Raw genomic sequence first — 12040 nt, forward strand, 5'->3', positions numbered from 1 at the left:
TTTCATGTCATCAAATGCTCAATCTCAAACAACGGCGACCGATACACCAGAAAGTAGCGATCGCGAACTTACCTACCAGCAAACAATCCTTTGTGCCGCAGTAATTGGCATTGCTGGAGGATTAGTTGCAACAGCTTACTACTACGTGCTGGAAGGAAGTTTACATTTTGTCTGGCACACACTTCCTGATGTTCTCAACCCCTACTTCCCCAGCAACTTCCCCGCATGGAATTACGTGTGGATTGCCACTACCATTGGCGGATTTCTGGTTGGTGTCACGCTGCACTTAATGGGACTTCCCGGTGAAGTTGCCTTTGTCGTCGATAAGGTACACGATCCAGGGCGAATTTCTGTGCGCCAAACTCCAGCGATGATTCTAGCATCCTTATTTTCGATTACCGCAGGCGGTAGCGCTGGCCCAGAAGCCCCACTTGTACAGATTAATGGCAGTTTTGGCGGCTGGCTTGGTCAAAAGCTCCACCTGACCCTAACAGCAACCCGCGTGCTGACCTTTTGCGGGATGAGTGCTGCCCTTGGAGCCTTCTTCGGTGCGCCTCTTGGTGGCGCACTCTTCGCCTTGGAACTTCCCCATCGTCGAGGCTTGGAATACTACGAAGCCCTAATCCCAGCCGTACTTTCAGCGATTTTGAGCTTTGTTGTGTTTCGGTTTAATACCGGGTTAACGATTGGTGGGATGTACCACTTTGCCGCTATTCCGAAACTGTCGCTAACTAATTTAGCTCAGGGTGCAATTCTAGGAATATTAGGGGCGCTAATTGCTGTTATCTTTATTTATCTGTTCCGGATGGTCGGGCATCTGAGTGAGTACCTGCGACACCAGACGATTCTACTTGCCACGCTGGGAGGATTATCAATTGGTTTGATTGCTTTGGTTTTCCCCCAAACGCTGTTTTTTGGCGAGAAAGAAATTCAAACCGTCGTTGAAACAGGTTCTACTTTTGGGATGACGATGTTGCTTGCGATCGCTTTTGCGAAAATGTTAGCGGTATGTTGCACCCTGCACTCCGGTTTCCGGGGTGGATTCATCTTTCCACTGTTTTACATTGGTGCAGCGGTGGGTTTAGCTATTTCACTGGCTTTCCCGGAAATCCATCCGACAATTGGGATGATTTGCATGATGGCGGCGGTGAATGTGGCGGTGACAAAAACGCCCATCAGTACCACTGTGATTTTGGGCGTACTCTCCGATACCGCGATGGTTCCAGTGCTGGTAATTGCCAGTTTTGTGAGTTTCCTGTTGACCACTCAAGTATCATTGATTAAAACACAGCGATCGCGTACTGTCTTTGGCGGAGAAGCCCAGGAAGTAAGATTAGCTGCTGGCATTGCAAATACTTAAGAATGTAGCGTTTCTCAGCCGGGTGGAATATATCGCAGTTCTTTTGTTTTTGTCACCTTGGTAGGGACATGGCAATGCTCATTTGCGTCAACTTAAGCCCTGGCGACTGGAAGTCGCGGCTAAACAAACGAAGTCCGCCTACCCTTCGGGAACGCTAAAGCAAACGCGGACTGACGAAATATCAAGGTTCTTTTAACCCGCGCAGGCGGGTTTTGTTTGTCTAGCTGCGGTTTCAACCGCCAAGCTAACGTTAAGTTGACTTACCCAAATCTTCGGGCAAGACAGGGGTCTAAGAAAAGCCATTAGCTTAGCGGTAAAAAAGTGAATTGCTATTAGTTTCTCAAACGCCACGTCTCTCACGAGGGAAACCCGCGCACGGGGGTGGCTCCCTAACTTTACAATTATCCTTAACTTCAGTTTTGGCAATCGTCGGAGCAATGAACAAATCCGATGTTCGCAAAATCACGCGCGTTGTTTTGGGAAGAATTAACCTCCCAAAAATTCCTTCAAAATCCAAAATCCAAACTCTAAAATCAAATGGCTGATTTCTTTCAATTTGAAGCAGACTTCGTAGATTCCCTACGCTGCATTCCCATGCAAGTGCGGATGAAATTAGACACTTGCGGCGTAAAATTAAAATTACCCCACTGGCACCAATTTAGCCAAGCTGAGCGTCAATCTGTGGTAGATATGCCCTGCACCACACCAGACGAAATTCAAGCATATCGCCAATTTCTCCACCAGCGCGTTATCGAACACACAGGCATTCCCCCAACTGACTTGCCAGTAGAACCTCACCCTCCCTGGATGGATGCAATCAACGTGCCAGATAGCATTCAGGAAAAAGCAGCTGAATTTGGGGTAACGGTGACACCCCAACAGTGGGTAGCCTTGACTCCCGCCCAACGCTTTGCCCTAATTAAACTCAGTCGCCCCAGCCACGAAAACATGAACTTTTTACCAGCACTCAAGGAATTTCACTTAATGTAAGGCATCAAGAAATGTAAAAAATCTTCCTCCAACCTTGCTACAGCATAATTATTTGGTTAAAAATGAGGCGCTTAGAGAAAAATGCTCAGACTTTAGTAGTTAGGCTCATTTCTCTGCCAGTAAGCATTAGAGGAAGTATCAAAATGCCTTTCACCGCTAGCGTCATTTCATCCCAAGAATGGGGAGCCAGACCTCCTAAAAAGTGGCCTGCCGAAACAGTGCCTAAATACGTTATTATCCACCACACCGATACGCCAAATTCCCCAAGCGATATCTCGAAAGCAACTGTGGATGGAGCTAAAAGATTTGCCAAAAGTGTCCAGAATACACATATGGATGTTTTTGGATGGGATGATTCCGGACACAACTTTTTAAACACAACTGGGGGCATTCTTTTAGAAGGAAGACAGGGTTCTTTAGCAAAAGTAAAACGGGGTTTGTGCGTTAAATCAGCTCATTCTGGCAACCCGGTTGGTAACGAATCGCCGGGGATAGAAAATGAAGGCAGGTTCATGACCTACCAAATGGGCGAAAAACAATGGAATAGCTTAGTGGAATTATGTGTTTCGATTTGCGATTCCTGCAAAATTTCCCCTGACAATATCAAAGGACATCGAGACTTTTCTGCTACTGATTGTCCTGGTGATTGGCTATATGCTCAACTGCCACGTTTACGTCAAGCTGTGCGCCAAAAGTTGTCTACAGGAGGCGTGCCGCTAAGTGATGATTCTTTAAGGGTAGGATCTAGTGGTGCAAAAGTAAAAGAGTTGCAGCAGTTGTTGAAAGACAGAGGCTTTAATCCTGGCCCAATTGACGGGAGTTTCGGTAGCGGTACAGAAACCGCTGTAATTGCTTTTCAAAAGTCGCAAGGGCTAAAGGCTGATGGAATTGTTGGTACTACTACCTGGAATGCGTTAACAAAACCTGCTACACCCCCTCCAATTAATCTGGTTAATATGTGTAAATATTACCAGGGGTTGCCTCATCAAGATGATGCGATGGAGTGGCTGCAAACGCAAATTCCTAAAGCAACTCTGGAAGAGTTTGCCAAAAGATGGCGTAACCAAAAGTAGTAATTGAGTAGGGTGGGCAATGCTCGCCCTACAGAATTTCAATTAAGGAAAATTTACATATGGTAGGGGCAATAAGCAGAATACAAAGCCTCACAACCTTCGTTATTAAGGTAAGCAGGAAACGAGTAATAAATCTAAATATTAGAGTTTTCTTTAAAATTTAAGGGCGATGTCACGTTGCGACTACCGCACCCTATACCTAAAAGTGGATGCCATTTAGAGGTAGCATTTTTTAAAATTTTCATCATGTACAAACACACGCGAAAACGTAAACCCGAAAATATATGGTCGAAGGAATGCAACGACCTAATTCGGGGCGCAGCGGGTGGGTTTTTATTTGGAATTCCGCTGCTGTATACGATGGAAGTTTGGTGGATAGGATCGTTTACCAAACCGCCCGTACTTTTGGGGGCGATCGCATCCAGTTTTGTTGCAGTTTTTATGCTAACTCGCACGGAAGGATTCCGCAAAGCCAAGGGAATTAAAGCAAGTGATGCACTGATGGATAGCGTGGAGGCGATCGCTATCGGCATCGTCTGCGCTACTATTCTCCTGATTTTGTTGCGCGAAATCACCCAGGATACCTCTTTGAGTGAGGCAGTGGGAAAAGCGATTTTCGAGGGTATCCCATTTTCGCTAGGCGTGGCGCTTTCTCGTGCCTTGTTGAGTGGCGATCGCTATCAGCCTTCAGATGGTCAGGATACGCCTCCACCCCCAAACCAAACCAGCATGAATGCCACCCTTGCAGACATCGGTGCCACTTTAATTGGTGCCACCATCGTTGGTTTTAATATTGCGCCGACTGACGAAGTACCAATGCTTGCCGCCGCCTCCTCACCCCCTTGGCAACTGGCTATTATCGCCGCATCGCTGCTGATTTCTTATGGCATCGTGTTTCAGGCTGGCTTTACTGGTGAAGGCAAGCGTATCAAGCAGCGAGGTCTTTTCCAGCGCCCCCTGAGTGAAACTGTTATGTCCTATTTAGTGTCGCTTTTTGCCGCAACATTAATGTTGTGGTTCTTCCACAAATTAAGCTTTGACGATCCGTGGCAAACTTGGTTGAGTTACACATTGTTACTAGGGCTACCAGCAACGATTGGCGGTGCTGCCGGAAGGTTAGCAGTATGACTCAGACAAATCAAGACAGCAATCCATCAGAAAAAGAGGAAAAGCAACCGCACCGATCGCCTGCGGAATGGACTACCTTTGGTATAGCTATATCTATTTTGGCCGCGCTCGTCGGACTGGTCCTTTATAACTGGGTTAACGATAAAGATCGTCCACCAGTTCTATCTGTCACGCCCAACATTGAAATTAGGCAAGCCCAAGGGCAATTTTACGTCCCATTTGAAATTATTAACTCTGGCGGAGAAACAGCCGAATCAGTGCAGATTATCGCCGAGTTGCGCGTCAATGGGGAAGTGGAGGAAACTGGGGAACAGAATATCGACTTTCTCTCCGGCGGTGAAAAACAAGAAGGCGCATTTATCTTTAGCCGCAACCCACGAGAAGGCGAATTAATCTTGCGAGTTGCCAGCTACAAATTACCTTAAAAATTTAATTATTGCCAGCTTTAAATCGCCTAGTTATGAGTAGGAAAAGTTAGCTGATGAAAAATAAAATTGTCGCTGCTAACACTAGATTTGCCTTTAAGCTTTTTGGGAAACTTACAAAACAGGAACCTGACAAAAACATCTTTGTCTCGCCAGCAAGTGTTGGTATCGCTCTGGCAATGACCTATAACGGTGCTGTGGGACAGACACAAGCGGCAATGGCAATCGCTTTGGAATTGCAAGAAATGAGCTTGCTACAAGTCAACAAAGCTAACGCACAGCTTTTGAAGACGCTAGAAAATTTGGACGATCAGGTAGAGTTAGCGATCGCTAATTCACTCTGGGCGCAGCAGGAATTCCCGTTTAAGCGGGATTTTTTAGAACGCACTCAGGATTTCTACAAAGCTAAAGTTACCAATCTCGACTTTAGTGCTGCCGATTCCCTGGCAACTATTAACAACTGGGTGAGCGAAAATACCAACGGCAAAATCGAGACAATACTCAAGAAACTCAATCCCCAAACTATTTTAATCCTGATCAACGCCATCTATTTCAAAGGTATTTGGACAAACCCTTTCGACAAAAAAAATACGCACAATAGAGTTTTTACCCTGCTTTATGGCACGCCCAAACAGCACCCGATGATGTCTCTGGACGAAACCGACCACCGCTACTACCGGGGTGATAACTTTCAGGCGGTCAGCTTGCCTTATGGTACTGGACGGGTGAGTATGTATATCTTCCTCCCAGATCAAGACTCAAGCCTGGAAGCATTCCACACCAATCTGAACGCTGAGAACTGGGATAAATGGATGAACCAGTTCGACAAAATGAAAGGAAAGGTCATCTTACCTCGCTTTCAATTGGAGTATGAAGTACAACTCAAAGATGCCCTGATTGCCTTAGGCATGGGAGCAGCTTTTGAGGAGGGAAATTTTGACCAGATGTGTGCGGAACCCGTCTGTGTGGGAAAGGTTATCCACAAAACCTTTCTAGAAGTCAACGAAGAAGGCACCGAAGCCGCCGCCGTCACTGCTGTGGAGATGCAAAGAGGGCTTTCAGCACCGGCTTTTACCATGATTGTTGACCGCCCATTCTTCTGCTGCATCCGGGACAATCAAACTGGAACTGTGCTATTTATGGGTTCAATCGTGGAGCCAAAATCTCCAACATCCGATTAATAAAGCAGGAGTACAGAAAATGGCTGCAAAGAAAATATTAATGATTGTGGGCGACTTTGTGGAAGACTACGAAGTGATGGTTCCCTTCCAAGCATTGCAAATGGTTGGTTACACCGTCCATGCTATCTGCCCCAACAAGAAATCTGGGGAAAAAGTGCGGACAGCGATTCACGACTTTGAAGGCGACCAAACTTATAGCGAAAAACCAGGTCACAACTTCATCTTAAACGCTACTTTTGATGAAGTGGAAGCGACAGAATATGACGCTTTGGTAATTCCTGGTGGACGTGCGCCAGAGTATATTCGTCTGAACGAGAAAGTATTAGAAATAACCCGCCACTTTTCCGAAACAAATAAACCTATTGCTGCAATTTGTCACGGGTTACAAGTTTTGGCGGCTGCTGGGGTTTTAGAAGGCAAAAGTTGCACGGCTTATCCCGCCTGCGGGCCAGATGTATGCCGCGCCGGGGGTCTTTATGTGCATATTCCCCCAGATGAGGCGATGGTTGATGGTAATTTGGTGACAGCACCAGCATGGCCTGCACATCCCCGCTGGTTGGCGGAATTTATGAAACTTATGGGAACGAAAATTGAACATCCAGAGATGGCGATCGCGTGATATATTCTCCCGTTTTGATGCAACAAATTTGCTCCCCCCTAGCCCCCTTTTTTAGGGGGTGAAGTTCTTATTAGCCCCCCTTAAAAAGGGGGGTTGGGGGGATCGTATTTTATTACGCTGGATGGAAGTAGAAAGCTGCTCCTAGAATTGTGTAAGTAGCCAAAAGTAGCACCCCTTCTAACCAATTAGAACGTCCGTCTAGACTGATAAGATTGGCAACTATAACTGCGATCGCTACTGCCACCACTTCAAAAGGATTGAAATTCAAATCCATTGGTTGACCAATTATCACACCTACCAAAACTAAAATCGGCGCTACAAGTAAGGCAACTAGCAAGCTGGAACCCATCGCTACAGAAACCGATAGATCCATATTATTTTTCAGTGCTACACTAACCGCCGTTACATATTCTGCTGCACCGCCAACTAAAGGCAAAAGAATCACACCTGTAAAAAGTGGAGTTAAACCCAGTTGTTTTGTTGTTTCCTCTACAACTCCGACAAAAATCTCCGACTCAAAAGCAACCCCAATAGTAGCGGCAACTAAAACACCCATCCACAGCCATAAATTCGGCTTGTGTTCAGTCGCCTCACCTCCAGAATCATGCGACGTTTCTGCCTCTAAGTCTAGTAATCCCACATCGTAAAGATAGCTGTGAGTTTTCAAGGAAAACAGCAGCGTTAGAGCATAAACTACGATTAAAACTGTAGCTACTGTGAGGGAGAGATTGCGAATCGCTGTAGGTTCTACCCCATTTGAGGTGTAGATTACTGTTGTAGGTAAGATGATAGCGATCGCTGCTAGCGTCATCGAGGAACCATTCACCCGCGCCACAATTGGTTTAAAATCCTGTTCCTTGTAGCGCAGACCTCCTAAAAGCATGGAAAGTCCCATTACTAGCAGTAAGTTACTGATAATCGTGCCAGTAATACTTGCTTTCACAATATCAACCAATCCTGCATTTAGGGCAACTAAAGCAATAATTAACTCAGTCGCATTCCCAAAAACTGCATTTAACAAAGCGCCAATAGAAGGGCCAGTAACGACAGCTACTTCTTCAGTGGCAGTGCTTAACCAAATCGCTAAGGGTACAATGGCTATAGCTGATGTGATGAATACACTCAGCGTACCCCATTTAAAAAATTCCGCTGCAATTGAGATGGGGATAAAGATTAACAGTCCCAAAGAAATTAATTTCTTTATTTTCATAGAGTTCTGGCGGTAATTTAAGGGCATTGCCACTTTAACCGAGATCCTGCACCAAGTGACAAGTAGTAGGGTAGGTGCGATTGAAAAAAAATCAACCGCAGAGGCGCGCCAGAACCGACAGGTAAGAGAGATAAAAGCGAAGCTGCCTAAAACTTGCTAAAAATCATCTAGCTGTTTACACAGTTCCTCTGGAACACTACCAGTGTGGAATTACTTCTAGTAGCCGATCCCTAAGTAGTACCTACAACGTTATCCCATAAAAAGGTATCAAATTATCCTTTGCAAGGAGAACACTTAATGACTTTACCTGGGACATCTGTATCTGTTTGGCTGGACACTACTACAGGCATTTCTTTTCCCCAATTAGCAGATGATATTTATGTAGATGTTGCCATTGTTGGCGGCGGTATCACTGGCTTAACTGCTGCCTTGCTGCTGAAACGCGCTGGATTAACGGTTGCTGTTATTGAAGCATCGCAAATTGGTAGCGGTGTCACAGGATACACGACTGCACACATCACCGAAGCTGCTGACGAACGTTACAAAGATTTGATTTCTTCGCTGGGGGAAGAAAATGCCAAACTGGTAGCGGAATCTAGTCGGGCAGCAATTGAACGTATTGCTCAATTTGTGAGTGAGGAGCAAATTGATTGCGATTTTGAGCGAGTGCCGGGATATCTTTACACCCAGAAATCTCCAGATGTTTCTGAAATTGAATCAGAGGCGGAAGCAGCAAGTAAGTTGGGAATTCCTAGTGCTTTGACAAAAGATGTGCCACTGCCATTCGGAGTAGAATCTGCGGTGTTGTTCCCAAATCAAGGGCAGTTCAATTCTCTTAGTTACCTGCAAGGACTCGCTAAGGCTATTACCAAAGACGGCGAAAGCTTCATTTTTGAAAATTCGTTTGTTGTCGATATTACTGGCGACAAACCGAGTCGGGTTTCTACCGAACAAGGTACTGTGACGGCTCAAAATGTCATTATTGCTACTCATACGCCAATTCATGACTTATCGAGTCTCCCAGACTTGTATGTAATGACTACAAAAATTGCGCCGTATCGTTCTTACGTGCTGGGCGTGCGGTTGAATTCAGCCTTACCGTCCGGTTTATTTTGGGATACAGATGAGCCTTATCATTACACGCGCAGCTACAAAGATTTGCTGATTGTCGGCGGTGAAGACCATAAGACAGGGGAGGATGTGGATACCGAGGATTGTTTTCGGCATTTGGAAGCGTATGCGCGATCGCATTTTGATGTCGCATCCATCGATTATCGCTGGTCAGCCCAACTTTACGAACCAGTCGATGGCATACCCTACATCGGCAAAACCGCAGCCCACTCTCACATTTACATTGCTACAGGCTATTCTGGCAACGGCATGACCTTCGGCACCGTTGGCGGAATGCTCGTCAGCGACCTCATCTTGGAGCGCGAAAACCCCTGGAGCGAAGTTTTTGACCCTAACCGCGTCAACCTCCTCGCCAGCGCCCAAAAGTTTGTCACAGAAAATTTGGGAGTTGCCAAGCACTTTATCGCTGACAGGTTATTCAAGTCGGATGGAGAGGAACCGTCTGAAGTTCAAGTAGGCGAGGGCAAAATTCTTGACATCGACGGGAAAAAATATGCCGTTTACCGCGATGAAACTGGTTATCTCTGCTCTCTGTCTCCAGTGTGTACCCATGCTGGATGCATTGTTAGCTGGAACAACGCCGAAAATACCTGGGATTGTCCTTGCCACGGAGGACGTTTCAGCCCTACGGGTGAGGTATTAAATGGGCCGCCAATTAATGATTTGGATCAAAAACAACTTCCCAATAGTTATACATCCAAAGGTTGAGTAGATAGTTTTTCGGTTTCAACCCACAGGTTGATAAACTCCCTTTGAGCGGTTGCTAGTGTTTAACAGTGACAAACACAAACAACCGTGCATTAGATGAGGATAATCTAGCTGTAACTCAGCATCGTATGTAGAAAGAAGTTTAATCCGTAGGATAAATGCTTTTTTGGTGCAAAAGTAGCAATAAGTTGTCCGGTTTTGTCGCTTTCTCTACTTAATTATTACCAAGATGGGATGCAACTTTAGAGCTGAGCGCTTTGAAGTATAGATGTCTATTGTGACAAGGTTATCCCAAATCAAGCATAGATATAGATGTCTATATCTATGCAAACTTTAATCTTGAATTGAGGGTAATTCAAGGGAACGGTTTTTTTCAATTTAAAAGTTCACTCACGCGCAAGGAGAATTGTATGTCACCAGAGCAAACCTTACAGCCACCCCAGCATCAAGATCATCGACCGGGTACTGAGTCAGAAATGACACCAAAACCCAAGTCCGACGATCCTAAATATCGCGGTAGTGATAAGTTACGCGACAAAGTAGCGCTGATTACTGGTGGTGATAGCGGTATTGGTCGTGCGGTTGCTATCTTTTTTGCTAAAGAAGGAGCCAATGTTGCGATCGCATACTTAAACGAACACGATGATGCCGAAGAAACCAAGCGATTAATCGAACAAGAAGGGCGTAAATGTATCACAATTCCTGGCGATATTGGCGACGAGAAAGTTTGTCAACAAGCTGTACAACAGACAGTTGACGAATTTGGAAAACTTGATATTCTCGTCAACAATGCTGCCGAACAGCATCCTCAACAAAGCATTGAAGATATCACAGCCGAACAGTTAGAGCGCACTTTCCGCACCAATATTTTCTCAATGTTTTTCATGACCAAAGCTGCACTCAAATACCTCAAAGAAGGCAGCGCGATTATCAACACTACTTCGGTAACGGCTTATAAAGGAAATCAGCAGTTGCTCGACTATTCCTCCACTAAAGGGGCAATTGTTGCCTTTACGCGATCGCTCTCTCAATCCTTAGTTGAAAAAGGAATTCGCGTTAATGGCGTGGCACCAGGCCCCATCTGGACACCGCTAATTACCTCAACTTTCCCAGAAGAAAAAGTTGCAAACTTTGGTGAACAAGTGCCAATGAAGCGGGCTGGACAACCCGAAGAACTTGCACCAAGCTATGTCTTTTTGGCATCGGATGACTCTTCTTATATGTCAGGTCAGATTCTGCATCCCAACGGCGGCGAAGTCGTCAACGGCTAACAATTTAAGACAGTCTCATTACTCGTTCAAAGTAAGGCAAGCATCTTGTCTGCCTTACTGAAAAAAACTCAAAAGATTACCATGAATACCCGAAATCAGAAAAATTCTATCAAAACGCTTTTCAGCTTGCTCGGAGTTGCCAGCGCTAGTGTTTTACTCAGTTTTCCAGCATTGGCATCTCTGAATGAAGTCAGTAGTAGTGCTAATTCTACTGGCAAAAGTAGAGAATTATTAGCTCAGACTACTCCCGGTGGCACGACTACAACTCCCGGTAGCACCACTACTCCGGGAAGGACAACTCCCAGTGGCACAACAACTCCCGGTGGCACAACAACTCCCGGTGGTGTAGGTACGACAACTCCCGGTGGCACAACAACTCCGGGAAGGACAACTCCCGGTGGTACAACAACTCCCAGTGGTACGACAACAACTCCCGGTGGCGCAATAACTCCCGGTGGTACGACAACAACTCCTGGTGGTACAGGTACAACAACTCCCGGTGGCACAACAACTCCTGGTGGCGCAGGTACAACAACTCCTGGCGGTACAACAACTCCCGGTGGCACAACAACTCCTGGTGGTACAGGTATAACTACTCCCGGTGGCGCAGGTACAACAACTCCCGGTGGCACAACAACTCCTGGTGGTACAGGTATAACTACTCCCGGTGGTACAGGTACAACAACTCCCGGTGGCACAACAACTCCTGGTGGCGCAGGTACAACAACTCCCGGTGCCTCTACTCCGAGCAATGGGCCATCCAATCGAGCGCAGAATTATACTCAATCCATGAGAATTGGGTACGCTGCAACCCAAAGAGGAGACTACCAAACTGCTTTGATTAACTTTAGAAGAGCGCTTCAGGCACGTCCTAACGATTCTTATGCTACACAAGCGATTCGCAATGTAGAAACTTACATTCAACGCGCTCAGTAGTCAAAACC

At 45.9% G+C, this 12040-nt stretch carries 11 protein-coding genes; 10 read left to right on the forward strand and 1 reads right to left on the reverse strand.

The window, feature by feature from the left end:
• Positions 1-4: 4 nt before the first annotated feature.
• The 7 genes from NDI42_RS06240 to NDI42_RS06270 all read left to right on the forward strand — a co-directional run bounded on the left by NDI42_RS06240 (position 5) and on the right by NDI42_RS06270 (position 6776).
• Entirely contained in the window at positions 5-1360 is a 1356-nt protein-coding gene (locus tag NDI42_RS06240) for a chloride channel protein (protein WP_190460355.1), read from the forward strand.
• Positions 1361-1897: 537 nt separating this feature from the next.
• A complete protein-coding gene (locus NDI42_RS06245) occupies positions 1898-2350 on the forward strand; it encodes a nitrate reductase associated protein (protein WP_190460357.1) in 453 nt (150 codons plus the stop codon).
• 143 nt (positions 2351-2493) lie between these two features.
• On the forward strand, positions 2494-3423 hold the full coding sequence (locus NDI42_RS06250; RefSeq protein ID WP_190460359.1) for a peptidoglycan recognition protein family protein: 930 nt from the start codon (positions 2494-2496) through the stop codon (positions 3421-3423).
• Between the two features lie 246 nt (positions 3424-3669).
• The gene (locus NDI42_RS06255) at positions 3670-4551 is read left to right on the forward strand and encodes a TIGR02587 family membrane protein (RefSeq protein ID WP_190460361.1); all 882 of its coding nucleotides are present in this window, start codon (positions 3670-3672) and stop codon (positions 4549-4551) included.
• Positions 4548-4976, forward strand: coding sequence for a TIGR02588 family protein (locus NDI42_RS06260; protein ID WP_190460363.1), 429 nt, complete (start codon positions 4548-4550; stop codon positions 4974-4976). Before NDI42_RS06255 ends, NDI42_RS06260 begins: the two co-directional genes overlap by 4 nt.
• Positions 4977-5032: 56 nt before the next feature.
• A complete protein-coding gene (locus NDI42_RS06265; RefSeq protein WP_190460365.1) occupies positions 5033-6157 on the forward strand; it encodes a serpin family protein in 1125 nt (374 codons plus the stop codon).
• Positions 6158-6176: 19 nt separating this feature from the next.
• Positions 6177-6776 (forward strand): DJ-1/PfpI family protein, encoded by a 600-nt coding sequence (locus NDI42_RS06270; protein ID WP_190460367.1) that lies wholly within the window; start codon positions 6177-6179, stop codon positions 6774-6776.
• A 112-nt stretch (positions 6777-6888) separates the two neighbouring features.
• Here the strand turns inward: NDI42_RS06270 and cax are convergent, their stop codons facing one another.
• Positions 6889-7986 carry a calcium/proton exchanger gene (gene cax, locus NDI42_RS06275; RefSeq protein ID WP_190460369.1) on the reverse strand — a complete coding sequence of 366 codons (1098 nt, stop codon included), beginning with the start codon at positions 7984-7986 and terminating at the stop codon, positions 6889-6891.
• A 297-nt stretch (positions 7987-8283) separates the two neighbouring features.
• Here cax and NDI42_RS06280 point away from each other — a divergent pair, with 297 nt between their 5' ends.
• From NDI42_RS06280 to NDI42_RS06290, 3 genes are all read left to right on the forward strand, one after another.
• The gene (locus NDI42_RS06280) at positions 8284-9825 is read left to right on the forward strand and encodes an FAD-dependent oxidoreductase (protein ID WP_190460370.1); all 1542 of its coding nucleotides are present in this window, start codon (positions 8284-8286) and stop codon (positions 9823-9825) included.
• A 410-nt stretch (positions 9826-10235) separates the two neighbouring features.
• The gene (locus tag NDI42_RS06285) at positions 10236-11096 is read left to right on the forward strand and encodes an SDR family oxidoreductase (protein ID WP_190460371.1); all 861 of its coding nucleotides are present in this window, start codon (positions 10236-10238) and stop codon (positions 11094-11096) included.
• Between the two features lie 81 nt (positions 11097-11177).
• Complete coding sequence (locus tag NDI42_RS06290; RefSeq protein ID WP_190460372.1) at positions 11178-12032, forward strand: hypothetical protein; 855 nt, start codon at positions 11178-11180, stop codon at positions 12030-12032.
• The last annotated feature ends 8 nt before the right edge of the window (positions 12033-12040 follow it).

Source organism: Funiculus sociatus GB2-C1 (genome assembly GCF_039962115.1).
Classification (GTDB): Bacteria; Cyanobacteriota; Cyanobacteriia; order Cyanobacteriales; family FACHB-T130; genus Funiculus; species Funiculus sociatus.

Excerpts from the sequence above, each read along its gene's own strand:
- NDI42_RS06255 (WP_190460361.1), top strand. The coding sequence starts at position 3,670 with ATGTACAAACACACGCGAAAACGTAAACCCGAAAATATATGGTCGAAG.
- NDI42_RS06285 (WP_190460371.1), top strand. The coding sequence starts at position 10,236 with ATGTCACCAGAGCAAACCTTACAGCCACCCCAGCATCAAGATCATCGA.
- NDI42_RS06270 (WP_190460367.1), top strand. The coding sequence starts at position 6,177 with ATGGCTGCAAAGAAAATATTAATGATTGTGGGCGACTTTGTGGAAGAC.
- NDI42_RS06250 (WP_190460359.1), top strand. The coding sequence starts at position 2,494 with ATGCCTTTCACCGCTAGCGTCATTTCATCCCAAGAATGGGGAGCCAGA.
- NDI42_RS06240 (WP_190460355.1), top strand. The coding sequence starts at position 5 with ATGTCATCAAATGCTCAATCTCAAACAACGGCGACCGATACACCAGAA.
- NDI42_RS06245 (WP_190460357.1), top strand. The coding sequence starts at position 1,898 with ATGGCTGATTTCTTTCAATTTGAAGCAGACTTCGTAGATTCCCTACGC.
- cax (WP_190460369.1), bottom strand. The coding sequence starts at position 7,986 with ATGAAAATAAAGAAATTAATTTCTTTGGGACTGTTAATCTTTATCCCC.
- NDI42_RS06280 (WP_190460370.1), top strand. The coding sequence starts at position 8,284 with ATGACTTTACCTGGGACATCTGTATCTGTTTGGCTGGACACTACTACA.
- NDI42_RS06290 (WP_190460372.1), top strand. The coding sequence starts at position 11,178 with ATGAATACCCGAAATCAGAAAAATTCTATCAAAACGCTTTTCAGCTTG.
- NDI42_RS06260 (WP_190460363.1), top strand. The coding sequence starts at position 4,548 with ATGACTCAGACAAATCAAGACAGCAATCCATCAGAAAAAGAGGAAAAG.
- NDI42_RS06265 (WP_190460365.1), top strand. The coding sequence starts at position 5,033 with ATGAAAAATAAAATTGTCGCTGCTAACACTAGATTTGCCTTTAAGCTT.